Origin of the sequence: Photobacterium arenosum, from assembly GCF_014841115.1 — a bacterium.
Classification (GTDB): Bacteria; Pseudomonadota; Gammaproteobacteria; order Enterobacterales; family Vibrionaceae; genus Photobacterium; species Photobacterium arenosum.
The window spans coordinates 323058-349867 of record NZ_JACYTP010000002.1 but is presented as its reverse complement, the minus strand read 5'-3'; the positions used below and the strand labels follow the sequence as shown (position 1 = coordinate 349867).

Annotated in this window: 22 protein-coding genes; 8 read left to right on the top strand and 14 right to left on the bottom strand. The window is 49.8% G+C overall.

From position 1 onward, the window contains the following. The first annotated feature begins 1 nt into the window (after position 1). The 3 genes from nagC to asnB all read left to right on the top strand — a co-directional run bounded on the left by nagC (position 2) and on the right by asnB (position 4919). Positions 2 to 1216: a DNA-binding transcriptional regulator NagC gene (gene nagC, locus IFO68_RS04845; RefSeq protein ID WP_192014832.1), complete on the top strand. Its 1215-nt coding sequence runs from the start codon at positions 2 to 4 to the stop codon at positions 1214 to 1216. Between the two features lie 155 nt (positions 1217 to 1371). After that, positions 1372 to 2958 carry a cation:proton antiporter family protein gene (locus IFO68_RS04840; RefSeq protein ID WP_192015054.1) on the top strand — a complete coding sequence of 529 codons (1587 nt, stop codon included), beginning with the start codon at positions 1372 to 1374 and terminating at the stop codon, positions 2956 to 2958. A 275-nt stretch (positions 2959 to 3233) separates the two neighbouring features. Next, positions 3234 to 4919, top strand: coding sequence for an asparagine synthase B (gene asnB, locus IFO68_RS04835; RefSeq protein ID WP_192014831.1), 1686 nt, complete (start codon positions 3234 to 3236; stop codon positions 4917 to 4919). 294 nt (positions 4920 to 5213) lie between these two features. On the opposite strand, the gene gnd is transcribed toward asnB, so the two are convergent. The 7 genes from gnd to htpG form a co-directional block, all read right to left on the bottom strand. Then, positions 5214 to 6662, bottom strand: coding sequence for a decarboxylating NADP(+)-dependent phosphogluconate dehydrogenase (gene gnd, locus IFO68_RS04830; protein ID WP_192014830.1), 1449 nt, complete (start codon positions 6660 to 6662; stop codon positions 5214 to 5216). A 4-nt stretch (positions 6663 to 6666) separates the two neighbouring features. Continuing rightward, positions 6667 to 7392, bottom strand: a complete 726-nt coding sequence (pgl, locus tag IFO68_RS04825; RefSeq protein WP_192014829.1) for a 6-phosphogluconolactonase — start codon at positions 7390 to 7392, stop codon at positions 6667 to 6669. A 2-nt stretch (positions 7393 to 7394) separates the two neighbouring features. Further along, complete coding sequence (zwf, locus tag IFO68_RS04820) at positions 7395 to 8894, bottom strand: glucose-6-phosphate dehydrogenase (protein ID WP_192014828.1); 1500 nt, start codon at positions 8892 to 8894, stop codon at positions 7395 to 7397. 653 nt (positions 8895 to 9547) lie between these two features. Beyond that, complete coding sequence (locus tag IFO68_RS04815) at positions 9548 to 10849, bottom strand: inosine/guanosine kinase (protein WP_192014827.1); 1302 nt, start codon at positions 10847 to 10849, stop codon at positions 9548 to 9550. Between the two features lie 121 nt (positions 10850 to 10970). Next, positions 10971 to 11939, bottom strand: a complete 969-nt coding sequence (gene hemH / locus IFO68_RS04810) for a ferrochelatase (RefSeq protein WP_192015053.1) — start codon at positions 11937 to 11939, stop codon at positions 10971 to 10973. 189 nt (positions 11940 to 12128) lie between these two features. Then, complete coding sequence (gene adk / locus IFO68_RS04805; protein WP_027252658.1) at positions 12129 to 12773, bottom strand: adenylate kinase; 645 nt, start codon at positions 12771 to 12773, stop codon at positions 12129 to 12131. A 168-nt stretch (positions 12774 to 12941) separates the two neighbouring features. Beyond that, positions 12942 to 14840, bottom strand: coding sequence for a molecular chaperone HtpG (htpG, locus tag IFO68_RS04800; protein ID WP_192014826.1), 1899 nt, complete (start codon positions 14838 to 14840; stop codon positions 12942 to 12944). A 175-nt stretch (positions 14841 to 15015) separates the two neighbouring features. Here htpG and IFO68_RS04795 point away from each other — a divergent pair, with 175 nt between their 5' ends. After that, entirely contained in the window at positions 15016 to 15918 is a 903-nt protein-coding gene (locus tag IFO68_RS04795) for a transcriptional regulator (protein WP_192014825.1), read from the top strand. Next, positions 15903 to 16454, top strand: coding sequence for a regulatory protein ToxS (locus IFO68_RS04790; RefSeq protein WP_192014824.1), 552 nt, complete (start codon positions 15903 to 15905; stop codon positions 16452 to 16454). The genes IFO68_RS04795 and IFO68_RS04790 overlap by 16 nt, the downstream gene beginning before the upstream one ends. A gap of 62 nt (positions 16455 to 16516) precedes the next feature. On the opposite strand, the gene recR is transcribed toward IFO68_RS04790, so the two are convergent. The 5 genes from recR to IFO68_RS04765 all read right to left on the bottom strand — a co-directional run bounded on the left by recR (position 16517) and on the right by IFO68_RS04765 (position 20929). Beyond that, a complete protein-coding gene (recR, locus tag IFO68_RS04785; protein WP_027252661.1) occupies positions 16517 to 17119 on the bottom strand; it encodes a recombination mediator RecR in 603 nt (200 codons plus the stop codon). Between the two features lie 3 nt (positions 17120 to 17122). Then, positions 17123 to 17452, bottom strand: a complete 330-nt coding sequence (locus IFO68_RS04780; protein ID WP_192014823.1) for a YbaB/EbfC family nucleoid-associated protein — start codon at positions 17450 to 17452, stop codon at positions 17123 to 17125. 28 nt (positions 17453 to 17480) lie between these two features. Then, entirely contained in the window at positions 17481 to 19640 is a 2160-nt protein-coding gene (dnaX, locus tag IFO68_RS04775) for a DNA polymerase III subunit gamma/tau (protein ID WP_192014822.1), read from the bottom strand. A 188-nt stretch (positions 19641 to 19828) separates the two neighbouring features. Beyond that, entirely contained in the window at positions 19829 to 20389 is a 561-nt protein-coding gene (gene apt, locus IFO68_RS04770) for an adenine phosphoribosyltransferase (protein WP_192014821.1), read from the bottom strand. A 138-nt stretch (positions 20390 to 20527) separates the two neighbouring features. Beyond that, the gene (locus tag IFO68_RS04765; protein ID WP_311567931.1) at positions 20528 to 20929 is read right to left on the bottom strand and encodes a YbaN family protein; all 402 of its coding nucleotides are present in this window, start codon (positions 20927 to 20929) and stop codon (positions 20528 to 20530) included. 376 nt (positions 20930 to 21305) lie between these two features. Between IFO68_RS04765 and IFO68_RS04760 the strand changes: the two genes are divergently transcribed. Continuing rightward, on the top strand, positions 21306 to 21668 hold the full coding sequence (locus IFO68_RS04760) for a TraR/DksA family transcriptional regulator (protein ID WP_192014820.1): 363 nt from the start codon (positions 21306 to 21308) through the stop codon (positions 21666 to 21668). Between the two features lie 44 nt (positions 21669 to 21712). Here IFO68_RS04760 and IFO68_RS04755 read toward each other — a convergent pair whose 3' ends face one another. Next, positions 21713 to 22342 carry a YccT family protein gene (locus tag IFO68_RS04755; RefSeq protein ID WP_192014819.1) on the bottom strand — a complete coding sequence of 210 codons (630 nt, stop codon included), beginning with the start codon at positions 22340 to 22342 and terminating at the stop codon, positions 21713 to 21715. A 92-nt stretch (positions 22343 to 22434) separates the two neighbouring features. After that, the gene (locus IFO68_RS04750) at positions 22435 to 23382 is read right to left on the bottom strand and encodes a porin (protein ID WP_192014818.1); all 948 of its coding nucleotides are present in this window, start codon (positions 23380 to 23382) and stop codon (positions 22435 to 22437) included. Positions 23383 to 23933: 551 nt separating this feature from the next. On the opposite strand from IFO68_RS04750, the gene dinG reads away from it, so the two are divergent. Beyond that, on the top strand, positions 23934 to 26024 hold the full coding sequence (gene dinG, locus IFO68_RS04745) for an ATP-dependent DNA helicase DinG (protein WP_192014817.1): 2091 nt from the start codon (positions 23934 to 23936) through the stop codon (positions 26022 to 26024). 7 nt (positions 26025 to 26031) lie between these two features. Continuing rightward, positions 26032 to 26805, top strand: coding sequence for a sulfite exporter TauE/SafE family protein (locus IFO68_RS04740; RefSeq protein ID WP_192014816.1), 774 nt, complete (start codon positions 26032 to 26034; stop codon positions 26803 to 26805). Positions 26806 to 26810: the final 5 nt, after the last annotated feature.

Sequence of the window (26810 nt, the reverse complement as noted above, 5' to 3'; positions counted from 1 at the left end):
TATGAATGGCGGACAAATCGGTAATGTCGACCTGGTAAAACAGCTGAATAGTGCAGCGGTTTACCGACTCATTGACTTGCAAGGCCCAATTTCTCGCATACAAGTGGCAGACGTAAGTCAATTAGCCCCGGCCAGCGTGACCAAAATAACCCGCCAGTTGCTGGAACGCGGCCTCATTAAAGAGGTCGCACAGCAGGCTTCAACCGGTGGCCGACGAGCCATCTCGCTGACAACAGAAGCAGCTCCCTTTCACTCTGTCGCTGTCCGTCTGGGCCGCGATTATATCGAACTGACCCTGTACGATTTAGGTGGTAAGAGTCTGGCTGGCACAGCTCATCACTTTCCCTACTCAAATCAACAAGAACTGGTTGATGGCTTACTTGAGCATATCAGGCAGTTTATCGGTGCCAATCAGACCATTCTGAGAGAGCTGATTGCTTTTGGCATTACCCTTCCAGGCCTGATTGACCCGGAAAAAGGCATTGTCGAGTACATGCCCAACATCTCGGTCGACTCTCTGGCTCTGGCAGATATCATTACTGATAAATATGGCGTTTCCTGCTTTGTCGGTAACGATATCCGCGGGCTGGCATTAGCTGAGCATTATTTTGGCGCCAGCCAGGACTGCCGCGACTCCATTCTGATCAGTGTCCACCGTGGGACAGGAGCAGGCATTATCGTCAATGGCCAGGTATTTCTTGGTTATAACCGCAACGTCGGTGAAATCGGCCATATTCAGATTGACCCACTCGGTGATAAATGCCAGTGCGGTAACTTTGGCTGTCTGGAAACTGTTGCCGCCGATCCGGCGATTATTCGCCATGTTAAAGCGCTCCTGGCACAAGGTTACCCAAGCAGCCTGCAAAAACTCGAAGATGTCACTATGCCTGCTATCTGCGAGGCAGCCAATCAGGGTGATGAGCTGGCAACCCAGGCCTTAGTCAAAGTGGGCTACCAGCTAGGTAAAGCCCTGGCGATGACAATTAACCTGTTCAACCCACAGAAAATCGTTGTGGCAGGGAATATCACCTTAGCCAAGGACATTATCTTTCCCGCAATCCGCCGATGTGTTGAAACCCAATCACTGTCAACCTTCCACCAGTCGTTACCTATCGTTGAGTCTCAACTCTATACGCAGCCGACTATTGGTGCATTTTCCATGATCAAACGTGCCATGCTAAATGGCGTTCTGCTGCAGCGCCTGCTGGAAGATTAATTCTACGCCGGGAACCCCTTCCCGGCTGACCTCTCAAAAACCCTGTTTTTTGTAGGGCATGTATCGCCACAGACATGCCCTGTGCTATATTCCCCCATCAATGCAACTAATTGAAATACCAACGCTTATCAATAGTCTGGAAATCACATTTCATGATGGATCTGATTTACATTATCGCCGCGTTTCTCGCCGGCTATCTGGCACTGCGTGCCAAGCTCCCGCCACTAGTTGGATTTTTATTGGCAGGATTTACTTTAAATTCATTCGGTTACGCCTCCACACCTGTTATTGATACACTCGCTGATCTGGGCGTAACCCTTCTGCTTTTTTGCATCGGGCTAAAGCTTGATGTCAGAACCCTGCTACAAAAAGAGGTGTGGGCCGGCGCCACAATACATAACCTGCTCACTACCCTTATCTTTACGCTGGCACTGTTCGGTTTAAAGCAGCTCGGTTTAGGTATCTTTAGCGAGCTAGAGCTAACACAGCTCGCTTTGCTGGGCTTTGCCCTCTCTTTTTCCAGCACAGTATTTGCCATCAAGGCGCTGCAGGAAAAAGGGGAGCTGAACGCAACCTACGGCACTATCGCCATAGGTATTCTCGTCATGCAGGATATTTTCGCGGTTATATTTCTTACGGCATCAACAGGAAAGCTACCAGAGATCACCGCACTGGCCTTATTCGCATTGCCCCTGCTGCGTCCCTCATTGTTTAAGATTATGGATAAAGCCGGTCATGGTGAAATGCTGGTACTGTACGGCATTTTCCTGGCGCTTGTCGCCGGTGCCGGTTTGTTCACTTTTGTTGGCATGAAAGCCGATCTCGGCGCACTGATAATGGGAATGATGCTGGCGGCCCATCCTAAATCCTCTGAGCTGTCCAAATCACTGTTTAACCTCAAAGAGCTTCTGCTGGTTTTCTTCTTCCTCAACATTGGCCTGGCCGAGCCTGCAACGTGGACAGGCTTCTGGCTCGCGATATTGCTGCTGGCCTTATTGCCGTTAAAAGGTTTACTTTACTACCTGGTTTTCCATTGCTTCCATTTTCGGGTACGTACTTCGCTTCTCGGCACTTTAACACTCTTTAACTACAGCGAATTTGGACTGATTGTCGCAGGGCTCGCCTACAGCCTGGGCTGGTTACCGGGAGATTTTCTTGTCGCTATCGCTATCGCCGTGTCGCTCTCTTTCCTGTTATCAGCGCCGCTGAACAGTTTCAGCCATCGTATCTATATGGAAAGTACCCGCTGGCTTAAAGAATTTGAGCCGGACAAGCTCAACAGCAATGACAGGCTGATTGACTTAGGCAATAAACAGATCCTTATTCTGGGCATGGGTCGAATTGGTACCGGAGCTTATGAAGAAATGATCCGCCGCTTTGGTCCGCAAGTCGTCGGTATTGAAAACCGGGAAGAATCTGTGGAAGAACATGCCAAAGAAGGCCGCCACGTCATTCTCGGTGATGCGACCGACCCAGACTTCTGGGCCCGGGTGGTCTCTCGCCATCAGACGCGGTTAATACTACTGGCCATGCCGCACAGCCAGGCAAATGCGTTCGCTCTCGAGCAAATCAGGCAACTTGGCTATAAAGGAAAGATTGCCGCTATCGCCCGCTACGAAGATGAAGAAGCGACCTTAAGAGAGCTGGGCGTCGATGCCGCTTTTAATATCTATCGTGAAGCTGGCAACGGTTTTGCTCGCCATGTCTGCGAGTCGGTGACTACCGACATCAAATCCTTTTAATTGACCCCAAGATTACTGCACGGCAGCAAAAGTTGCCGTTCAGTATTTGGTCCAAAAACCTCCTGATTTAAGATTTCATTCGGTTAAACTCAATTTAATTAAATAATATTCACCAAAGGTGAGTTTATTACATTGATATGGGATTTTTAGTTGCTTTTGTTTGTTGAATACGCAATTTTAACAATCAGAACGAAACAAAAGCTCAGGGATAAAATAATAAACCCTTTTTTAATCGCTTTGTTTCCCAAGTTTAACTTTATGTTGGAGTAGTCAGTATGTGCTCAGTATTCGGGATTTTAGATATAAAAAGTGACCCATCTGCCCTGCGTGAAACCGCGTTGGCAATGTCAAAGAAAATGCGTCACCGTGGTCCAGACTGGTCAGGCATCTATTCGTCAGACAAGGCCATTCTTGTTCATGAGCGTCTGGCCATTGTTGACCTGAACAGCGGCGAGCAGCCACTGTACAACACAGACAAAACCCATGTACTGGCCGTCAATGGCGAAATCTACAACCACAAAGACCTACGTGCTGAACTGGCTGCCGACTACCCGTTTCAGACTGAATCTGACTGCGAAATTATTCTGGCGCTTTACAAAGAGAAAGGCCCTGAATTACTCGACTACCTGAACGGTATCTTCGGATTTATTCTGTATGACGAAGAGCAGGATGCTTACCTGATTGGTCGTGACCACATTGGCATCATCCCTCTCTATCATGGTCATGATGAGCACGGCAACTACTATGTAGCGTCAGAAATGAAAGCTTTGGTGCCAGTGTGTAAAACCATCAGCGAATTCCCTCCGGGTCATTACCTGTGGAGCAAGAAAGGCGAACCGGCTCAGGCACCTGTACGCTATTACAAACGCGACTGGATGGAGTATGACGCGGTTCGTGATGCGAAAACAGACAAAGACAAACTGAAAAAAGCGCTGGAAAACGCAGTGAAGCGCCAGCTGATGACAGACGTGCCTTACGGTGTTCTGCTGTCGGGTGGTCTGGATTCCTCGGTGATTTCAGCAATTACCAAGCAGTTTGCCTCCCGCCGTATTGAAGATGACGAAAAATCTGATGCCTGGTGGCCAACACTGCACTCTTTTGCCGTTGGTCTGGAAGGCGCACCGGATCTGAAAGCCGCGAAAAAAGTGGCCGATCATATCGGCACGGTACACCACGAACTGACTTATACGGTTCAGGAAGGCCTCGACGCGATTCGTGATGTGATTTATCACATTGAGACCTACGATGTCACAACGATTCGCGCCTCCACACCTATGTATCTGATGTCACGTAAAATCCGCGCCATGGGTATCAAAATGGTACTGTCTGGCGAAGGGGCTGATGAAGTCTTCGGGGGTTACCTGTATTTCCACAAAGCGCCTAACACGCAGGAATTCCATGAAGAGACAGTGCGTAAGCTGCTGGCTCTGAACATGTTCGACTGTGCACGTGCCAACAAATCCATGGCGGCCTGGGGGATTGAAGCGCGTGTGCCATTCCTGGATAAAGAGTTCCTGGAAGTCGCTATGAGCATCAACCCGCAGGATAAGATGTGTGGCAACGGCAAAATGGAAAAGCACATTATCCGTGAGTGCTTTGGTGACATGCTGCCTGAATCTGTGGCATGGCGTCAGAAAGAGCAGTTCTCTGACGGTGTTGGTTACAACTGGATCGACACGCTGAAAGAAGTCGCCGCAGAGAAAGTGACGGATCAGCAGCTGGAAACTGCCCGTTTCCGCTTCCCTTACAACACACCAACCTCCAAAGAAGCCTACGTCTATCGTGAAATCTTTGAAGAGTTGTTCCCGCTGGAAGATGCCGCTAAATGTGTGCCGGGTGGCCCGTCTATCGCCTGCTCCAGTGCCAAAGCCATTGAATGGGATGAGAGCTTTAAAAACAGTGCTGACCCATCTGGTCGTGCGGTTGCTGCCGTCCACAACGAAGCCTATCAGAAGGCTTAATTACCGAGCGTTACTCCATCCAAGAGCGCGTCCGCCTTTGCCTGCCTTATCTCCGCACGCAAAGGCAACAAAAAGGGGCCAGGAAGGCCCCTTTCCCCTTTTTATCACCCGCACACCCCCCGTCAGATCATGTCTGTCCACACTGTATCTGTTACAACGGTGCCCACAAGCTAACAGCGGCATGACGGCCTGATGCGCAGGCAGCAAAGCGCTGAAAGCTGGATAGCACAAATAAAAAAGGAGCCAAAGGCTCCTTTTTTATTTGTCGATTAACCGTAGAACAGCGTGCTACGATTATACGTCGTAGGTTGTGGAGGCAGTATCGCCACCAGTGCCCGTCCAGTTAGTATGGAAATACTGACCGCGTGGCTGGTCGATACGCTCATAGGTGTGCGCACCAAAGTAGTCACGCTGTGCCTGAATCATATTAGCCGGCAGACGCGCAGTGGTGTAGCCATCCAGGAAGGTCAGTGCAGATGTCAGACACGGCATTGGCAGACCAATTTCCAGTGACTTAGCTGCCACTTTACGCCATGCTTTCATGCCGTTTTCCAGGATTGCTTTGAAGTATGGATCCGAGCCCAGGAACGCCAGTGAAGGATCCGCTTCAAATGCATCACGAATGTTGCCCAGGAAAGCTGAACGAATGATACAGCCACCGCGCCACATCAGAGCAACGTTACCGTAGTTCAGATTCCAGCCATTGTCGTCAGACGCCTGACGCATCAGCATAAAGCCTTGTGCATAAGAGATAATCTTAGAGGCCAGCAGTGCGTGACGTACTGCGTCCAGCCACTCTGCTTTGTCGCCTTCAACAGCTTCGACTGTTTTGCCAAACAGCTTCTCTGCCTCTTCACGCTGACCTTTCAGCGAAGACAGGCAGCGGGCAAACACAGATTCAGTGATCAGTGTCAGCGGAATACCCATGTCCAGCGCATTGATGCCTGTCCATTTACCCGTGCCTTTCTGGCCGGCCGAGTCCATGATTTTCTCAACCAGTGGCTCACCATCTTCATCACGGTAGGCCAGAATATCAGCAGTGATTTCGATCAGGTAGCTGTTCAGCTCAGTCTCATTCCAGTCACGGAACGTCTGTTCCATTTCTTCGTGGGTCATACCCAGACCGGTTTTCATGAAGTGATACGCTTCGCTGATCAGCTGCATATCACCGTATTCGATACCGTTGTGAACCATTTTTACAAAGTGACCGGCACCTGACTCGCCAACCCAGTCGCAGCAAGGCTCGCCCTGCTCAGTTTTAGCCGCAATCGCCTGGAAAATCGGCTTCACGAATGGCCATGCTTCCGCATCGCCACCAGGCATGATAGAAGGTCCGAAACGTGCGCCTTCTTCACCACCGGAGACACCCGCACCGATGAAACGCAGACCTTTGTCTTTCAGGTAATCCACACGGCGGATGCTGTCTGGGTAGTTAGAGTTACCACCATCAATAATGATGTCGCCTTTGTCCAGCAGCGGGATCAGTTGCTCGATAAAACTGTCGACCACATCACCGGCACGTACCATCAGCATGATTTTGCGAGGGGCTTCCAGCTTGTCTACCAGCTCCTGCAGGCTGTAAGCGCCCTGAATCTTAGTGCCTTTAGCCGGGCCATTCAGAAATTCGTCGACTTTGGCAGCTGTACGGTTATGCGCAACGACCTTAAAACCGTGGTCATCCATGTTCAGGATCAGGTTCTGGCCCATAACGGCAAGGCCGATTACACCAATATCACCTTTCATTTATTTATTCTCCAATCGCTAACTTACTGGCTGCTAGTGCATCCAAATACCATTCGGTCTTACCCTGGCGAGCCTGAATTTTGGCGGCCGGGTAAGGCAGGCTATCGGCTGGCTGAGAGTGGATTTCTGCCACAATCTCGGTTTTACCCGCACCGATAACCAGATAAGAAATTCGTTTTGCCGCTTCCAGCAGACGGGCTGATTTGCTGACACGCAACTGACCGCTTTGCGGATGAGGCGCAACCAGGCTTAAACCGGGTTCATCATAGTCAGTCTGTCCCGGGAAAAGAGACGCAGTATGACCATCGTCGCCGACACCCAGTAAAATCCAGTCAAAAACAGGTAATCCGTTTTCAGCCGGAATCACCGCTGCCATTTCTTCAGCGAAACGCTTGGCTTCGGCCTGAGGCTGATCTTCACCACGGATGCGGTGGATATTGGCTACCGGGATTGCAACGTGATCAAACAACAGAGCCTGGGCACATCCATAGTTACTTTCTGCATCATCCGGTGCAACGCAACGCTCGTCGCCCCACCAGAAATGCAGATTCTGCCAGTTAACACCTTCGGCATACGGTGCCTGGGCCAAAGCGGCAAACAACTGTTTAGGTGTGCTACCACCTGACAGCGAAATATGCACAGGCTTATCTTGCTGGCTGATAGCCATCATGTCGTCAGCCAGGCTCTTAACCACGGCTTGCGCATCAGCATGAATTTTAAGATCAGTCATAATTATAACTCGCAGTATTCGGTATCAGTCAGGTTTGAACACGGGAAGCGCCACTGGCGATTATCTCTGGCCAGCAGTTCATCGGCTTCTTTCGGCCCCCAGGTACCACAAGCATAACCAAACAGGGCATGCGGATCCTGATTGAATGACAGAATCGGCTGAACATAACGCCAGCAAGCCTCAACCGCATCGCTGCGTGCAAACAAGGTTGAGTCACCGGCCATGGCATCCAGCAGCAAACGCTCGTAGGCTGTCAGCACATTGCTGTCAACCAGTTCGTCGTAACGGAAATCCATCGCCACTTCCTGGGTTTTGAATCCTGCGCCCGGACGTTTCAGAGCAAAGTTCATCAAAATGCCTTCGTCAGGCTGGATACGCAGAACCAGCTTGTTATCGGGCGCATCTTTACCAAATACAGGGTGCGGCGTTTTCTTGAAGTGAATAACCACTTCGGTGACACGCGTTGGCAGACGTTTACCGGTTCGGATGTAAAACGGTACACCGTTCCAGCGCCAGTTATTGATAAAGGCTTTCAGGCCGACATAAGTTTCGGTACGGGAATCTTCAGCAACGCCTGGCTCTTCACGATAACCGGCAAGCTCTTTACCACGTAATTCAGAGGCTGTGTATTGCCCCAGAACCAGGTTCTTACGCAAGTCTTCTTCAGACAGTGGCTGCAGGCTATTGAGCACTTTGGCCACTTCATCACGCATTACGTTGCCATTGATAGCCGATGGCGGCTCCATAGCAACCATGGCCAAAACCTGCAGCAGATGGTTCTGTAGCATGTCGCGAACCGCACCTGCGTTTTCGTAATAGCCACCGCGTTCTTCCACACCCAGGAATTCCGCTGCGGTAATCTCAACGTAGTCTATAAAGTTACGGTTCCACAATGGCTCAAACATACCGTTAGCAAAGCGAAATACCAGCAGGTTCTGAACCGTTTCTTTGCCCAGGTAATGGTCAATACGGAAAATCTGGCTTTCTTTGAAGTGCTTGTGCAGTTTCTTATCCAGTTCCTGAGCGGTTTCCAAATCGTAGCCAAACGGCTTCTCGATGATCAGTCGTTTCCAGCCGGTGCTTTCATCATTCAGACCATGGGCAGCCAGACTGGCCGGGATCACATCATATAAGCTGGGGGGAGTGGCGAGATAGAATAGAGTGTTACGAGGAGCAACAGACTGAGTGGCTTTTTCTTCCAGTCGCTGTTGCAACTTACCATAGTCATCACAATCTAACGTGTTGATGGCCTGATATCCAACATGCTGACAAAATGCAGCCAACTTCTCGGGATCCGTCTTCTCGGTTTTGACCAGAGAAGCCCGGACTTTTTCTCTGTATTCCTCATCACTGTTTGCAGTACGGCTTACGCCAAGGATAGAGAAATCAGAAGGTAGCATCTGATTAACATACAGATGATACAGCGCTGGGATAAGCTTACGATACGTTAAATCGCCTGAGGCACCAAAAATAACAATATCGCTGTTTTCAGGTATGACCATGTTCTTTATCTTTCCCTAACAGGTATACAAGTTTGACGGGTCTAATTCCGGCAAAGCATAACATTCAGAACGACAATGTGCTGATGTCCTGGCCTCTCAATTTGATAGGTTATACCTATCAGAAAGTGGGGTTCCCCAAGATGGAGCACACTATATCTGCATTTGTCACAAAGTTACATCCCGCTAATTCTATCAACTGACATAAAAACTGAAACATGAAGGCCGGATAAAATATCTCACTGCCCGCCCATTTTCAGGTAGCCACCTTAGCTTTGTCGAATGACTTGAGCTGAAATTACATGAAAAGCATAAAAAAACGCCGCGAAGTTGAGCAAAAATCAAAATCTAAATATTTTACCTTCTGAAAAAAAATCATGGCAAGCAGGCCAATACTGCACACTTTTCGCGTCGCGTCTTTAGTGCAAAATCATCCTCACCGGCCAGTTTTCATCACGACATGCTGAGCGCCTTATTTGGTAGGCTTTCTGAAAGTAATTAACAAAACCTATCAAACGAAATCGTTTGCCTGAATATAACCGTGACTCTACACCCAGAATCATGCCGATCTTACCAAGGCTGAAAAACAAAAAACCGCCAAAATGGCGGTTTTTTACAAACATGAAAGCCTGTGCTTTTCATCGGAATCGGGGATATCAACGTTCCCAATACGCCTCTTCCAGACTGTCTTCCCGCTCGGGTAATCCTCGTGACAAACGCGGAGAGTGCTGAGCCAGCACTTCGTAACTGACGCGATTCGAATACAGGCAGATTTGAGAAAACGATGAATAGGCCAGGAAATCGTAGCTGTGCTTACTGGATTTCGGCACGTTTTCTTTATGGTAACGGTTCGCTGCCATATCGTGCAGTAGCGCGGACAGTGCGCCGTCCCCGGCACCATTGGTATTTTTAATGCGCTCCGGCCCACCCATATAAGGGGCAATGTGCGAATAAACCCGAAGAGGCGTTTCGCAATCGGCTTTGGTCATCGGACGACTAAACTCGTAGCGGTTAAACTCAGGAATCTCACCAGGCAGCAGCGGCAGACTAGTCGTTCGCTTAGTGCTCTCTTCCGTATAACCTGCTGTGTACAAACCTACAGGACCCGCGGTACACAACACAAAATCAACCCAATCCAGGGCTTTATCAGAAGCCAGTAATGGATCGGAAAATCCTGTCAGTGCTTCGGCTTCGTCTTCATTCATAGCAACAACCGTGACATGCTCACGCAGGAAATCGCGCCACCATTGCGGATCATCCGCAATCACAAACTTGGTACCCAATGTCAGTACAACCGGCACATCGTATTTCTTAGCATACTGAATGGCACGCATGGTGGCTTCCGGCATTGGATCGCCCTCTTTGCAACGCACCAGGTATGCCGTCAGCACCAGCGCAGAAGCACGCTCAAAGATCGATTCCGGAATGCTGTCTGGTTCCAGCTGGTTCATCCGGCCTTCGTTAATGGCAAACGTCCGCTCACCATCAGGCGTGATCAAGGCGAAGCAGCGGCCAATCGGCCCGTTCACCGGCTGAAGGTTATTCAGATCCATACGGCTGGATGTATTGACCAGGTACCGGTATGCATAACTGCCAATCTGGATATCCTGGCTCATCACGCCCAGAAGCACGGATTTATCATCCGCCAGTACCGAATAGTTGTGCAGCGTATTTCCTATCGTTCCACCCGCGAACTCATGACGAATCAGGTCTTTTTCTTTCAATTCACGATAAAGTGCTTCTGCTGCCTCTTCGGCGATAACCAAAGAGTGTCCTTTGCTCAGCGCATAGCGACTCAGAAACTCATCATCGACACACGCTTCAATATCCACCAGCGTTTGGTCTATGCCAACGACATGCGTACGCGCAAGCGGTTTGCTGCTGGCCTGAGTCAGAAGCGGATCTCGGGCATGGACGGGAAAATAGTGTTTTGATTTACGTTGACCAGGAAATTTCATGATATCGCGCTGCCGGGTAGAAAAAACTTGCGGATGATATCACAAAATATAGTTCAGTGAAGAAATGGCCCAAACAATAAGTGCGAGCCAGATCATGATATATGTAGAAGTTAAGAAAAGGTTACCAGCCCTGGGTATGCTGCCGGATCAGGGTTTCCATCATAGCAATATGGGTGCTGTTATCATTGAGGCAGGGGATCAGGTTGAAGGTTTCACCTCCGGCATTGATAAAGGCATCTTTACAGCCCTCTGCGATTTCTTCGATGGTTTCCAGACAATCGACTGAAAACGCAGGACAAATCACATCCAGCCGTTTAACCCCTTTTTTTGCCAGTTCAATAATCGTTGGCTCGGTATAGGGCTTCAGCCATTCTTCACGACCAAAAATTGACTGATAGCTCATGCTCATCTTTTCTCTTGGCATCGCCAGCGCTTCCGCCAGAAGTGCCGTTGTCTGGTTACAGTGCTCGGGATAAGGATCGCCCAGATCAGCGTAACGTTTTGGAATTCCATGGTACGAGCACAACAAGTAGTCAGGCTCTCCATGCTCGGCCCAGACATTAGTGACCGATTCAGCAAGCGCCGAAATATAGCCAGGGTGGTCCTGGTACTGATTGATAAACCTGAGCTCTGGCAGATAATCTGTTTGTTGAAGGCTGCGCGCCACTTTATCAAACACAGCAGCGGTAGTCGTGCGCGAATACTGTGGATAGAGCGGTAAGACAATCACCTTTCGGCAACCCTGATCATTGAGCATCGACAAGGCTGACTGAATACTGGGGTTACCGTACGTCATACCGAGTGCAACCGGTATGTTCAGCCTTTCTTCCAGCGCGTCGCGTTGACGCTGCGAATAGACCATCAGCGGCGAGCCTTCCTCAAGCCAAATCGACTGATACAGTTTCGCAACCTTAGGAGAACGGATAGGAAGAATTGCCCCGTACAACGCCGGTCGCCATAGCCATTTAGACAGATCGACAACACGGGGGTCACTCAAAAATTCACCCAGAAAACGCTTTACAGCCGCTGGGGTTGCTTCATCCGGTGTACCCAGATTGACCAAGAGTACGCCAATGCCTTTATTCTCCATCATCACCTGCAGTTCATCTTGTTATTCAATGACAGTGATAGTGTACCATTAAGCGGTTGATTTGCCCTGGGTATCGCAGTCTTCAGCATAAAAAAAGCGGAAGGCTGTTAACCTCCCGCTTTTTGACCATACAGTCTGCTAACCCGATTCGGTTAATCGCATTGACTGTGGAACATCACTGATATTCGATTAAGCTAAAGCTTTTGCCAGCTCTGCACTGACATCAGCCACTGGCTGTGTACCATCAATTTTGATGTAGGTAGTGTTGCCAGCATCTGCTTCTTTGCTGTAATAGCTGATCAGCGGAGCAGTTTGATTATGGTATACACCCAGACGTGCACGAACTGTTTCTTCTTTGTCATCTTCACGGATAACCAGTTCTTCGCCAGTGACGTCATCTTTACCTTCCACTTTCGGCGGATTGTAAACGGCATGATAAGTACGGCCTGACGCCAAATGTACACGGCGGCCCGCCATACGTTCGACAATTACGCTGTCTGGAACGTCAAATTCAATGACGTAATCCACTGCCACGCCAACTTCTTTCAGGCCATCAGCCTGAGGAATAGTGCGTGGGAAACCGTCCAGCAGGAAGCCTTTTGCACAGTCGTCTTCAGCAATACGCTCTTTGACCAGACCCAGAATAATATCGTCAGACACCAACTGACCTGCGTCAATCACGGCTTTCGCTTGTTTACCCAGCTCAGTACCCGCTTTGATTGCCGCACGCAGCATATCACCCGTCGAAATCTGAGGAATACCAAATTTCTCCATGATGAATTGTGCCTGTGTGCCTTTACCTGCACCTGGAGCGCCCAGAAGAATGATGCGCATCTTGATCCCCTTTTCTAGTAATTAGCCGGAGTTTTTGGAAAGTCAGAAAAATACACTGATTAGACCATACTCGCAAGTCCGCGTCTCTGGAAGCTAAACGATTACATTCTTTATCAGCATACTCTTTGAAGCAAAACGGGCGCAGATTGCCTCTGCGCCCGTGGTTTATTATGGCTGCGCCAACAGTTTATTGACTGCCGCCAGGAACTGGGATGGATCTTCCATCGAACCCCGTTCAGCAAGCATCGCCTGCCCCAGTAACATCTCAACCCAGCGGCCAAATGCATCTTCGTCTGCTTCATCGGCCATACGATTCACTACCGGGTGTTTCGGATTCAGCTCAAAAATGTACTTCACTTCCGGCGCTTCGTGACCAGCCGCAGCCAGCAGTTTCGCCATCTGTGTTCCCATTTCATTTTCATCCGTCACCACCACAGCCGGTGTATCCTGCAGCTTGAACGTTGCCCGGACATCTTGCACACGATCACCCAAATAGGCTTTGGTGCGCTCGATAACCGAAGCAAATTCTTCTTTTGTCTGCTGCTGCGCTTCTTTCTCTTCTTCGTTTTCAAACTTAGAAAGATCCAGACCAGCCTTGGTAATTGACTGGAACGGCTTACCGTCAAATTCCGGCAGATGACCCATCAGCCATTCATCAATGCGGTCGTGCATAAGCACCACTTCCAGGCCTTTGGCACGGAACTGCTCCAGGTGCGGGCTGTTTTTCGCCGCCTTGAAACTGTCTGCGGTAATATAATAAATCTTTTCCTGACCTTCTTTCATCCGGCTGACGTAATCTGCCAGAGAAACGCTTTGTTCAGACGTATCGTTATGGGTTGAACTGAAACGCAGCAACCCGGCAATTTTCTCGCGGTTGGCAAAATCTTCCGCCACACCTTCTTTCAGCACTTGGCCGAACTCTTGCCAGAACGATGCATACTCATCTTTCTTCGCCAGTTTTTCCAGCATGGACAAGGCACGCTTGGTACAGGCTTTGCGCAGCGCCTGAGTCACCTTGTTGTCCTGCAGAATTTCACGGGACACATTTAACGGCAGATCATTCGAGTCAATCAGACCGCGCATAAAGCGCAGGTACATCGGCATGAACTGCTCGGCATCGTCCATGATAAACACACGCTGAACATACAGTTTCAGGCCGTGCTTGCTGTCGCGGTTATACAGGTCAAACGGCGCTTTGGACGGAATATACAGCAGACTGGTGTAGTCTTGCTGGCCTTCCACACGGTTATGGCTCCAGCTCAGTGGCTCAGCAAAGTCATGGGAGACGTGTTTGTAGAATTCTTTGTACTCATCATCTGAAATATCAGATTTACTGCGGGTCCATAACGCCTGTGCTTTATTGACCTGCTCCCACTTTTTACCGGTCTCCTTGCCTTCCTCATCGTGCTCAGCCGTTTCCATCAGCACAGGAATGCCAATGTGGTCTGAATATTTACTGATGATATTGCGCAGGCGGTACTCGCTGAGGAATTCTTTTTCTTCTTCACGCAAATGAAGAATGATCTCGGTACCACGGCCTGTTTTCTCGATGTCCTCAACCGTATAGTCGCCTTCACCGGTTGAGTGCCAGCTTACCGCCTGCTCGACGGCCGCACCGGCGGCACGGGTCTTGACAGTCACTGCATCGGCAACAATAAACGAAGAATAGAAGCCGACGCCAAACTGACCAATCAACTGAGAATCTTTGCTCTGATCTTCACTCAGCTTCGAGAAAAAGTCTTTAGTACCGGACTTGGCAATAGTCCCCAGGTGCTCGATCACCTCATCGCGGGTCATACCAATACCATTGTCACTGATAGTGACAGTGCCCGCTTTTTCATCAAACGACAAACGCACTGCCAGCTCGCCATCGTTTTCATACAGCTCAGGAGATGAAAGGGCACGAAACCTCAGTTTGTCAGCCGCATCAGAAGCATTGGAAATCAGCTCCCGTAAAAATATCTCTTTATTTGAGTACAATGAGTGGATCATTAAATGAAGCAATTGCTTCACTTCTGACTGAAAACCACGTGTTTCTTTATTTTTCTCTAAAGTTTGCTCGCTCATTTGAACTCCGTAATCCAGGTTTACCTCATTACTGATACCTAGATATGGTCAGTTCAACTTAAATCAAGCCTTAGCGTGAAAAAATCTAAGATTGCCCTCAAGTCAGCATCTTAGCTATTCAATGAACGATCGGACGACTATGATATACGAGTCACAAGTCACCAAAAGGCTGGTAATGGATCATACGCATTGTAAATTTCTGATTGGCAACAGATTTACTTTCTCCCCCCAACACAATAGCCTGGCTGACAATCTTCAGCCGGAAGAAACCATTTATTTAGGTATCAATGAAAGCCGGGCATTGCATTTGCTGCTGGATGAACCGGGCACCATAATCTCCCGTCAGCGTATGCATGATTTTATCTGGCGCGAGCAAGGGTTTGAGGTGGATGACTCGAGCCTGACCCAATCGATTTCAACCTTGCGTAAGTACCTGCAGGACTCAACTCGCTCGCCAGCCTTTATCAAGACGATACCCAAGCGCGGTTATCAGATGATAGCCAGTGTCGATCGTATTGACGCAGCCCCTGCCCCTCCAGCCGATATCCCCAATGGTGTACAGACTGATAACAATGATGGCTTCATTGATTCGCCCAAACCATTTCCGGTATCTGCAAGCCTGGCTGAGGATACACCTGACACAACGTGTATACAGCCAGCGACACAGATAACGCACGCCCCGTCAACACACCGGTTTTTCCAGCCCAGGTACATGATCAGCGCCCTGGCAACCTTCATACTGTGTATTGTATTACCGCTCTGGGCATACCTGGCACCGCCACCTTCATCGAGCGCCTTCTATAAAGCCTTTATGATCAATGATATTCCCGTGCTGATTCCCAGTGAGGTTGAGGTTACCGGGAAATGGCGTCCACTCATCAGGCAATGTGTCTCCGCCCAGATGCTGAACAATGACAACAAGCCGTCAGCAGCACCGGCCAAAATCATTGTCACAGGCGGGGCGCATAATCAGCTGTGGATTAATCTGATTTATACGCCGGCTGATTACCGGAAAAATATGACACTGACGATAGTGACACTTGACAGAGAAAGGGATCTGCCATGTTCAGTACACTAACCCAGCCGGGCAAAACGCACAGATATTACTTGTTTATCATCATTGCATTAACATGCCTGGTGACCCTGGGCAGCCTTTACTATTTCTTCAGCAGTGACCATAAGATTTCCCGTTTTCTTACTTCGTATAACTGGCAGTCTTACGCGGTCACAGATGTGGCTTCAACAGAGGTGCCCGGGCTCGAAATTCTTAAAAAGGTTATTGAAACCAGCCATATTGTCTATATGCCTAACCAGTCATATTCCCGGGTAACCCGGGTGACTCTGATTAATGAGGAGCAGGGCCAGCTTCACCTGACGATTACTGAATATGGCCGGTGGGAAGTCAGTGGTGGTTATCTGCAGATTCGGCCGACGCACTTTAATGAGATGAAAACAGGTAATGAAAGCGCATTCAGCAACAAGCAGATTACCGCTATCAACCAGTATTTTCAGCTCAATGCGGAACAAAGTAACCGGATTGATATCATGAGTGAAAAAGCCGTGCTGTTAACCGGACTGAATACCCGATCTCAGGTGCTGAACGCCAACCTTTAACGAAAGAAACCGACGGTAATCGTCGGTTATTCATAACAGGTCAAGAATATGGCAAAGCGGCTTTAATACAGTTTCTGCCGGCCTGCCAGAGAATGCGACAGTGTTGTCCCATCCACCAGCTCCAGCTCACCACCCACAGGTACACCATGTGCAATCCGGGTCGCAGGTACCTGATAAGCCTGACAAAGCTCGGCAATGAAATGCGCAGTAGCCTCACCTTCAACCGTGGGATTGGTGGCCAGGATCAGCTCGGCAATGTGTTCATTTTGCAAACGGTATTCCAGCACATCTAACCCGATATCGCTCGGGCCGATGCCATCTAATGGCGACAGGTGTCCCATCAGAACAAAATATCGGCCTGAAAACTGACCTGTCGCTTCAACGGCCATAATATCTGCCGGACTTTCCACCACACAAATCTGGCCATTTTCCAGACGACGGGGGTTTTCGCAGATAGCACACACGTCTTCTTCAGTGAAGGTGCGGCAATCGCGGCAATGGCCGATTTCGGTCATGGCTTTCCCCAGCACATCAGCCAACTGCAACCCACCCTGACGGTTGCGTTGCAACAGGCTGAAAGCCATACGCTGCGCTGATTTTGGCCCAACACCGGGCAGGCAGCGCAGCGCGTCCATCAACTGCTCAAGTAACGGACTTGTACGCATTGATTAGAATGGCATCTTGAAGCCAGCAGGCAAGTTCATGCCGCCGGTAACACTGGCCATTTTTTCTTTTTGCGCTTCTTCAATACGACGTGCCGCATCGTTAAAAGCAGCCGCAATCAGATCTTCCAACATTTCTTTATCGTCTTCCATCAAGCTGTCATCCAGCTCAACACGACGAACGCTGTGACCGCCGGTCAGGGTCACTTTTACCATGCCGGCACCCGCTTCACCTGTCACTTCCATGTTGGCGATTTCTTCCTGCATTTGCTGCATACGCTCTTGCATCTGCTGCGCCTGCTTCATCATGTTCGCCATACCACCTTTACCAAACATATCTTCTCTCTCTATCGGTCTGGTTAATTTATAAGGGTCTTACGCTCTCTTCATCAAGTACAGCACTGAATCGCTGACAGATGAAAGTCACGTGAGGATCCTGCTGCAGACTTGTCTTAGCCTGATCCAGTTTCTGTTGATAAATGTATTCCCGCCATTCCAGGGGAGTACGTCCATTATCACCAGGCTTGATGTGTAATTCTATCTCTTGTCCCAGTATCTCAGCCAGTGCTGTGCTTAACTGAGCCCTGGCTTTTTGTGTATCCAGATGCTGCTGAGACGGACGCAGATACAGAGTCAGGTCACTACCCTGCTGCTCCATCGCAGAATTTAATGCTAGTTGCTGTACCAAACGATCGGTATTTAACCGGGTCACCAGTTCTGACCAACTATCCTGCTTTGCCGCTTCACTGACAAGCAGTTCCGCCATTTCAGGTGTTTTTTCGTGCTCCAGCGCTTGCTTCAGATCGGTGGGCGCGATCACCTCCGGCAATTGAGTGTCAGGCTCGGGCTGACTCGTCGGCTGCCACTGATAATCCTCAGCTTTGGCTGACTCAACTGGCTGTTGCTGAGCGACCGGCGACACGTGATTTGCGCCTGCTGGCTGAGAACGGCGACCAGCATGCTGGCTCGTGATCCGTTCCAGCACACTGGAAGCAGGTTTCTTCACCGACGCCGGCTCAGTCTTTTTTGGCTCGACAGCTTCCTGGCCTCGCCGACTCTGGCTACGCAAGCGATTCCTTGCCGCCAGTAGCCCGGACGCCGGTGATGCAGCCTGTGTCATTGCCGCTGACTGAGGCGGGTTGTGCTCAGCCGGCTGCGCTTGCATTACAGGCTGAGGTGCCGTTTGCGGCTCAGGGGCATGTTCAGGCGCCATTGCTGGCTCACGAACTGATGCAGGATCGTGAACTGTTGCTGTCTCGGAAGCCGCTACAGGCTGCGAAGGTGAGTCACCTTCAGATACAGGCCTTACCGCTTCTGACTGCACTGCCGGTCGAACCGCTGAAGTGTCCGGAGGTGCAGTTCTTGGCTGAGATGCAGCCGGACGACCAGCTGGTACTGATGCCGGTACAGGAACCGCCTGAGGAGTTAATGCGCCCGCCGCGACAGGACGGAATGCCAGCATACGCAACAGCACCATTTCCAGTCCTGTACTGCCATCCGGTGCCAAAGGTAAATCCTGCCGGCCCTGCAATGCGATCTGGTAGTGCAGCTGCACATCTTGCGGCGACATTGATTTGGCCAGCAGAACGATTCTGTCGGCATCAGGTGCGGACAGATCCAGCGCGGCAGGTAACACCTGATACATAGCCACACGATGAAGCTGCGCGGCTAATTCACTCAGCAGGCTATCCCACTCCACACCAACAGTGGCCAGCTCTGCCAGGCAAGCCATTGCAGGCTCGACCTGGCCCTGAGCCATTGCTTCCAGCAGATACAGCGCCTGCTCTGTATTGAGCGTACCGAGCATAGCCGCAACTGAGTCTGACTGTACCTGGCCGTTACCCAGAGCAATCGCCTGATCGGTGAGGCTGAGTGCATCTCGCATGCTGCCTTCTGCAGCACGTGCTAGCAGACTCAGCGCTTTGCTGTCGAAGGTGACACTTTCTTCGGTCAGGACATGGCTCAGCTGTTGCTGTATCTGGGCATTATCCAGATGCTTGAGATGAAACTGCAGGCAACGGGAAAGAATCGTGGCAGGCAGTTTTTGAGGATCTGTGGTCGCCAGAATGAATTTTACGTGCTCTGGCGGCTCTTCCAGCGTTTTCAGCAAGGCGTTAAAACTGTGACGAGACAGCATATGCACTTCATCGATCAAATAGATCTTGAAGCGCCCTCGCGCCGGTTTGTACTGTACGTTATCCAGCAGTTCCCGGGTATCTTCGACCTTTGTTCTGGAGGCGGCATCTATTTCCAGCAGATCAACAAAACGTCCCTGCTCAATTTCCAGACAAGTATGGCACTTGCCACAGGGGGATGCTGTGATGCCCTGTTCACAGTTGAGCCCTTTGGCAAACAGGCGGGCAATGGTTGTTTTCCCCACGCCACGGGTACCACTGAACAGGTAAGCATGATGAAGTCGGTTATGTGTCAGCGCATTGGTCAGGGCTGTCAGGACATGGGATTGGCCTACCACATCATCAAAACGATGCGGCCGCCATTTCCGAGCCAGAACCTGGTAACTCATGGTGATAAATCCTACAGAATCCGATCAATCAGTGACGGTGATCCGCCAGACTGAATCCAGTCGACCATGCTAGCACAGGGAGTGAAAAGGCGCGAGAGAACTCAAGGGGATGTTTCCTTTCCAGATTGTTACTGACAACATTTTAACCTGAAAATCCACATCCCCCAGATTTAAACAGAACGGGTCAATCAATGACCGTCAAAGTCGCAGATACTAAAGACATTGAGGCCAATATTACGCAACCGCTGCTGACCACCAATCTCAGACAGGTTAATGACAAAAGCCGCATCTTCCACAATACCGCCCAAACGGCGAACCAGTTTCGTGGTAGCTTCAATGGTGCCGCCGGTTGCCAGCAGATCATCGACCAGCAATACTTTATCGCCTTCAACAATGGCATCTACATGGATTTCCAGCGTGTCCTGGCCATATTCAAGCTCATAACTTTCGCTGATCACATTGCGCGGTAATTTACCCGGCTTACGTACCGGCACAAAACCGACACCCAGCGCCAGCGCCAGCGGGGCACCAAACAGAAACCCCCGAGCCTCGGTCCCAACGACCTTTGTTATCCCTTTGTCACTGAACTGCTGAAGCAAAACTTGCATCGTTGCACCGTACGCGGCCGGGTCTTCCATCAGGCTGGTAACATCGCGAAACAGTATGCCTGGCTTAGGATAATCCGGAATCGTTTTGATGCTGTTTTTGATCAAACTGAAATCGTCTTGGACAAGGGTATCTTGGCTCATAGTCTTTTCCACCGGCTGCATAATTACAGCAGTTTGTTTAGGTATTTGACGCCTGTTATCAGGCAGTTTAGGCGCAAATAGTAGTGATTTTTACGGTAAGGGGCAACTTTCACTCTGAAATGTAAGAGCTCACCGGGGTTAACGGCTTTCACCACGTCCGGAACATTGCGTTTCCCTGACAGGTAAACGGTTAAACCAAATCAGCAAAACGATAGCAATTACAAACAGAAAAACTTTGACCCAAGAGACAGGCACGATGAAGATAGATAAAGCGAAACTGAGGGTTATGGTCAGATTGGCACGCCGTTTGACTGCCCGGCTGATGGCATGATGCTGATGCCAGTTATCCAGTACGGGACCCAGCTTAGGATGACTGTGTAACCAGGCGTGTATTCTGGGGGAGCCACGCATGAAACAGGCGCTGGCTAACAATAAAAAGACAGTGGTAGGTAAAAGAGGAAGGAAAATGCCCAACACGCCTAAGATTACGAAACACCAGCCGGAAACCAGCAACAGGGTTCGCCAGATCAGTTGTTTCACATTCCCTCTCTTTTACTTTCAGCCTGTTTCAGGCTTTCCGCTACTGACGGATTAATTGCTCAGAATACCCAGCCAGGTCAGGCTTGCAGGTAATGTCGGCAGCAGCATAGCAATCAGAAAACCGATAAAGTAATTAAGATTATACGGTTCTTTGAAATCATGTTCCATTGTATCTTCCTTTTCCAAAATTTAACGTACTGAAAAATAGAAAAAAGTGGCAAAGTGGCCACATAAAAACAGCAAGGAACTATAAAGCATTCTATTGACAACAAAAACCGACAAAAAGAAGGGTTATTCTGCTGTTGCTTTGACATAAGTCAGTATTGGCGTGACGTTTAGGCATACACTGTGACTCAGTTTACCTAGGAGTCTCTCTATGAATAGTGATTACCTGCAACAGCAGTCCACTCGACTGGAGCAAGAATATGAGGCACTTTCAGTGGAACTCTATTCAGCGCTGAATGCTATTCGTGCTGACAGCACAGAAAAAAAACAGCCCGAAAAAACCATCAATGAATTGCTGACGCTGGCAACGCATAGCACCGAACCGGCACTGGGACGAAAAGCACGGCGCCTGGAAGCCATTGATGCCGCATTATGTGCAATACGGTTAGATTTGTACGGCATTTGTACCGACTGCGAAGAACCGATTGATACAGCCACCCTTGAGCAGGACCCCGCGCAGCCCCGCTGCCATCAGTGCCAGTCACACAGTAAATACCACCATCAGCGCTCATAACCTGCCCCTCACCTGATAGTGGTATTGTCCCTAGCGTTTCGCCTTTATGGCTGGTTAGCCATCCATGCCTTGAAGGCGGCTTTCTCTTCGGGTTTCGCTTTGCTGTACCACAACTTAAGCTGCGCCAGCGAATCACCGGTAATTTCCACTTTGCCGTCTTGCCCGACTGCCACAGCCGCTTGCTGCAAATCAACGGCATAACCCTGCTCAAAGGTGATAGCGTGCTGCCGGTTGTACTCAGACACCAAAGCTTCCATATCACTGAATGCCGCGACGCCATCGCCCTGCAATTCAACAAAAGGTAAAACACGCTTGCTGCCATCGGCCTGCACCAGCGTCCATTCCGGGCCACGCTGGAAATAAGCCTGAGCCTGACTGAGAGCAACCATGGCAGGCAGTTCAATACGGGCATCCTGCGCCGGCATAGTTAACTCAAATAAATAAGGCCGGGTAGTATAAATGGTGTTCTTGCTGCCGTTTTTCAGTTCGGCATCGTAGCGCAAGACTACCTGATGCTTACCCGCAGGCAGCTCTACCTCTGTCGCACGTGACCACAGCGATGTGCTCACTTCTTTACCATCTACCACCAACAACTCAATACCATTGCTTACCGACAGGGTTGCTGCCTGCACATGCGTCGCCAGCAGCGATGCAAATAAAATAATTTTTTTCATAGCCAATCAGTCTTGTTGTGTTGTCAACCAAAACAAAAAGCCGCCCAAACGGCGGCTTTTGCAATATCTGTTGTATCAGGTAAGAACCGTTCTTAGAACAGTACTTCCATACCCGCTACGTAGCCCAGATCATAGTCAGTGTTGTCACCGTCAGCCCAACCCAGCTCTGCGTACAGCTTCACGTTGCTGTGCAGCTGGTGAGTTACGTTAGCATAAACGTTGTCAGTAGCTTCGCCACCATCAACATCACCACGGTTGTAACCAAGTGCGAAGGTGTTCTTATCCATAGTGTAAGAACCTGCCAGAGAAATTATGTCTGCGTCCAACGTTGTTTGACCAGCGGCATTCTCTACCTCGCCATTGCCGTACGAACCTGCAACTGCGAATGCACCAAATACATACTCAGCTTCCAAGTTGTAACCTGTGATCTCTTCACCAGCATTATTGACATCTTCAGAAATGTAATAATAACCGCGAACATCCAGACCGGCAAAACGGGCACCCAGACGTGCATCAGTGATGCCGCCATTGTCGTTTGCGTTCACATCGTGAGATGCGCCAAAGTAGAATTGACCGTTATCGTAAACATACTTGATAACTTCACTGCCCTGAGTTGCATCAAAGCCCAACTCTTCAGTACCCATCTCGTAGTCTTTACCGATACCTGCGTCATCAGAGATCAGGAACTGACGACCGAAAGTCAGAGTACCAAAGCTATTGCCCTGGAAACCAGCGTACAGTTCGTCATTGAAGAAATCAGAAGAGCTGCCGTCTGCATTAGTGTTAGACAGGTCAAAACTCAGGCCAGCAACTACGTTCAAGTTGTTGTTAACCGGGATAGTGGTGTTCAGCGTGATGTCACCATCATCCAGACGGATGCTTGGATCAGAATCTACATTGTCAGCCACAATCTTTTGGATGAACTGAACTTCAGCAGAACCAGACAAGTCGACGATAACGCCGTCTTGGTCCAGCAGGTTTACAGAAGCGTTTGCAGAGCCTGCAGCCAGTACAGATAGTGCAATTAGCGTTTTTTTCATGATATCCACTGCCTTTTCTTATGGATGGAATTCCTATTTCCAGAATCCCTATTGTTTTTTTATATCCCTTCCCGGCAGCCTGTGTTCGGTTCAGAAAAACCTGATCATGCAAAACCATGCCGGGATGGCGTAACTTGCGGAACTCATCCTGACAGAGAAATTATTACCATGTCAAATTCTCACTGTGTAACAACAAATTTTTCATACACCCTTAATTTTCAATTACTTAAGATATTTATTTAGCAGAAATTTAACAAAGATACACTTAGCACACGCAATTTAATGGTTACTTAATAGAATCAAATAAAAGAATTTATAGCCACAAAAGTATTTAAATACACATTAAATGCAGAATATTACACCTTAAAATCCACAACTTTAAGGCAATTGAATTAATCAAGTAGTTAACAGCACACCATTCAACTGGGGTTCAATCTTATTTCGTGAGGAGAATCCCATTTCAAGTTAAAAATGCGCGAGGATCAGCGAGAGGCTCCACGACCAGAGCTTCGTGTTATAATGACGGCCCCAATCCAGATTAAGTTTCAATCATGCTTCACAACCAGATAAAAAGTGATATTAAACAGTGCTATACCAACCTGAGTGCACAACTTGAGCATTTTATACCCCGTCGTGCGCAAAACTATCTGGTTGCTGAAATCGCTAAAACGCTATCGGGCGAATACCATGATAAACAGCGAATGCTGGTTGCAGAGGCGGGCACGGGAATCGGCAAGTCCCTGTCGTATCTGATTGGCTGTATCCCGTTTGCACTGTTCAATAACAAAAAAGTACTGATCGCGACGGCAACCGTTGCCTTGCAAGAGCAGCTGGTTCATAAGGATTTACCGCTTTTCAGGCAAATTTTTCCGAAAGAATTTAGTTTTATTCTGGCGAAGGGCCGTCAGCGTTACTGTTGCAGTCATCGTCTTGAAGCCAGCTGTGCCGGTCAGGACGACAGTCAGCTGGCGCTCTGGCAGGAGAAACCGAAAAAGTCTGACCTCAGTATGCTTAAACGCATGCTTGCCGCCTGGCAACAGGGAAAGTGGGATGGCGACAGAGACAGCTGGCCGACTGTGGTGCCGGATCGCGTCTGGCAGCAAATCGTATCGGATAAGCACAGTTGTAATTCCGGCATGGCCAAACATCGGAGCTGCCCTTTTGCGAAAGCCAGAGAGCACATGGATAAAGCCGATGTGATTATTGCCAACCATGCGCTGCTGATGGCCGATCTGGAATTAGGCGGTGGCATTATATTGTCAGAGCCTGAACACACCATTTATGCGATTGACGAAGCGCACCACCTGCCACAAGTGGCAAGGGACTTCTCTGCCGCGGCAGCCAGCCTGAAAGGTGCCAGTAACTGGCTGGAAAAGCTCAATCAGTCGGTCAGTAAGCTGGCTGATCTGGCTGATGTCCAAAAGGCCGGCCGTTTTCAAAATACGCTGCAGGAATCTATCCAGCACTTAGTGCCTACATTACGCCAGCTGGCCGGTCAGGTCGATCCAGCGGTATTCAGCAAAGACGGCAGTTACCGTTTTCCACACGGCGAACTGCCTGCCTGGCTGACAGAAGAGGCTCAGGGATGCCGGGATGCCAGCAAGAAAGCCAGGCAATCTCTGGCAAAAATGCATGACATGATCACTGAACGTCTGAAAGATGACGAAGTACCGGCACGTAGCGCAGAACCGGCATTGGCAGAATCTGGCCACTATCTGCAGCGGCTTGAAAATCTGGAGAAAGTCTGGTCGCTCATGGCACAGCCCCTCAAAGATCAGGGCGCTCCGTTAGCGCGCTGGCTGGAAAAAAATCCGGAACAGGACGGGGATTTTATCGTTCAGGTGTCACCGCTGGAAATCGGCTATCGACTCGATCAGCTTTTGTGGAGCCGGGCAGCAGGTTCCATTTTAGTGTCGGCGACACTCAGGGCTCTGAATCAATTCAGCTACTTCTGTCGTCAGGCCGGTATCAGCGAAACGGAAGGGACACGCTTTCTTGCCCTCGCCTCGCCGTTTGATTACCAGAATAACGGCCGGTTGGTGATCCCGCAGATGAAATGTGAGCCGCAGGCAGAGCAGTTCACTGACTTACTGATAGAAACCCTGCCTGAGTATTTTGAAGGGGAGACCGCCAGCCTGGTGCTGTTTTCTTCCTACTGGCAAATGAACAAGGTCGCGGAAGCCTTAAAGCCGCTTTGTCAAAAAAACAGCTGGGAACTGCTGGTACAGGGAGAAGAGTCACGTACAATCCTCCTGGATAAACACAAGAGCAATTGCGAACAAGGAAAAGCCAGCATTCTGTTCGGCACCGGCAGCTTTTCCGAAGGCCTCGATTTACCCGGGCATCTTCTGAGAAATCTGGTGATCACAAAAATACCGTTTGCGGTGCCTACCTCGCCGGTTGAAGAAGCGCATGCGGAATACATTGAAAGTCGGGGTGGTAATCCCTTTTTACAGATTGCCGTACCGGAAGCCAGTAAGAAGCTGATCCAGTCTGCAGGCCGACTGCTGCGCAAAGAGCAGGATTTTGGTAGAGTTGTGCTGCTCGACAGACGGATCATCACACGGCGCTACGGCAAAGCACTGCTCGATTCCTTGCCGCCATTTAAGCGCGTAATTGAACACACCATCAAAGAAAAATGAATAATTAATGATTGAAATGATAGATCCGGGCATGTGGCTCATTCTCGGTCTGGTAGCCCTGGCTGCCGGATTTATTGATGCGGTCGCCGGCGGCGGCGGCATGCTGACAGTCCCGGCCTTGTTGTCGTTAGGATTGCCACCGCACATCGCATTAGGGACCAATAAACTGGCGGCGACTTTTGCCTCCTCTACCGCCGCGCTGACCTACTATAAAAAGCAGTTGTTTTCCCCGGCTTTCTGGAAAGCCTCATTTGTCGCGACCCTGATTGGCGCCGTGACAGGTACGCTGGTTGTTAACATCATCAGTACTGGCTGGCTGGAGAAAGTGCTCCCGCTGATCATTCTTGCAGCGGCAATTTATACGATCTGGCATCCGCACCCCAAAGCCGACAGTCACAAGCTGCCTGAACCCAACGCCAGTCTGAAACGTAAACAGTGGCTGCAGGGCACGGGGCTGGGCTTTTATGACGGCTTGGCCGGACCGGGAACCGGCGCGTTCTGGACGGTGTCGAGCATGGCGCTCTATAAGCTGGACATTTTGCTGGCATCCGGCCTGGCCAAAGCCATGAACTTCACCAGTAACCTGACCTCACTGATAACTTTTGCCATACTGGGTCATATCAATGTTGCCCTCGGGCTGACCATGGGCGTCTGCCTGATGCTCGGCGCCTATATTGGCGCGCACTCTGCCATTCGCTTTGGCAGTCAGTTCATTCGCCCGGTATTTGTGACCGTGGTGGTTATTCTGGCCATCCGGCTGGCCTGGCAAGCCTGGTTATAAACAGG

Coding starts and splice junctions, on each gene's coding strand:
- IFO68_RS04790 (WP_192014824.1), top strand. CDS start 15,903: ATGTTCAGTACACTAACCCAGCCGGGCAAAACGCACAGATATTACTTG.
- apt (WP_192014821.1), bottom strand. CDS start 20,389: ATGAGCCAAGATACCCTTGTCCAAGACGATTTCAGTTTGATCAAAAAC.
- IFO68_RS04750 (WP_192014818.1), bottom strand. CDS start 23,382: ATGAAAAAAACGCTAATTGCACTATCTGTACTGGCTGCAGGCTCTGCA.
- nagC (WP_192014832.1), top strand. CDS start 2: ATGAATGGCGGACAAATCGGTAATGTCGACCTGGTAAAACAGCTGAAT.
- IFO68_RS04780 (WP_192014823.1), bottom strand. CDS start 17,452: ATGTTTGGTAAAGGTGGTATGGCGAACATGATGAAGCAGGCGCAGCAG.
- hemH (WP_192015053.1), bottom strand. CDS start 11,939: ATGGAGAATAAAGGCATTGGCGTACTCTTGGTCAATCTGGGTACACCG.
- IFO68_RS04840 (WP_192015054.1), top strand. CDS start 1,372: ATGGATCTGATTTACATTATCGCCGCGTTTCTCGCCGGCTATCTGGCA.
- IFO68_RS04740 (WP_192014816.1), top strand. CDS start 26,032: ATGATTGAAATGATAGATCCGGGCATGTGGCTCATTCTCGGTCTGGTA.
- IFO68_RS04760 (WP_192014820.1), top strand. CDS start 21,306: ATGAATAGTGATTACCTGCAACAGCAGTCCACTCGACTGGAGCAAGAA.
- htpG (WP_192014826.1), bottom strand. CDS start 14,840: ATGAGCGAGCAAACTTTAGAGAAAAATAAAGAAACACGTGGTTTTCAG.
- recR (WP_027252661.1), bottom strand. CDS start 17,119: ATGCGTACAAGTCCGTTACTTGAGCAGTTGATGGACGCGCTGCGCTGC.
- zwf (WP_192014828.1), bottom strand. CDS start 8,894: ATGGTCATACCTGAAAACAGCGATATTGTTATTTTTGGTGCCTCAGGC.
- IFO68_RS04815 (WP_192014827.1), bottom strand. CDS start 10,849: ATGAAATTTCCTGGTCAACGTAAATCAAAACACTATTTTCCCGTCCAT.
- adk (WP_027252658.1), bottom strand. CDS start 12,773: ATGCGCATCATTCTTCTGGGCGCTCCAGGTGCAGGTAAAGGCACACAG.
- pgl (WP_192014829.1), bottom strand. CDS start 7,392: ATGACTGATCTTAAAATTCATGCTGATGCGCAAGCCGTGGTTAAGAGC.
- dinG (WP_192014817.1), top strand. CDS start 23,934: ATGCTTCACAACCAGATAAAAAGTGATATTAAACAGTGCTATACCAAC.
- gnd (WP_192014830.1), bottom strand. CDS start 6,662: ATGAAAGGTGATATTGGTGTAATCGGCCTTGCCGTTATGGGCCAGAAC.
- asnB (WP_192014831.1), top strand. CDS start 3,234: ATGTGCTCAGTATTCGGGATTTTAGATATAAAAAGTGACCCATCTGCC.
- IFO68_RS04755 (WP_192014819.1), bottom strand. CDS start 22,342: ATGAAAAAAATTATTTTATTTGCATCGCTGCTGGCGACGCATGTGCAG.
- dnaX (WP_192014822.1), bottom strand. CDS start 19,640: ATGAGTTACCAGGTTCTGGCTCGGAAATGGCGGCCGCATCGTTTTGAT.
- IFO68_RS04795 (WP_192014825.1), top strand. CDS start 15,016: ATGGATCATACGCATTGTAAATTTCTGATTGGCAACAGATTTACTTTC.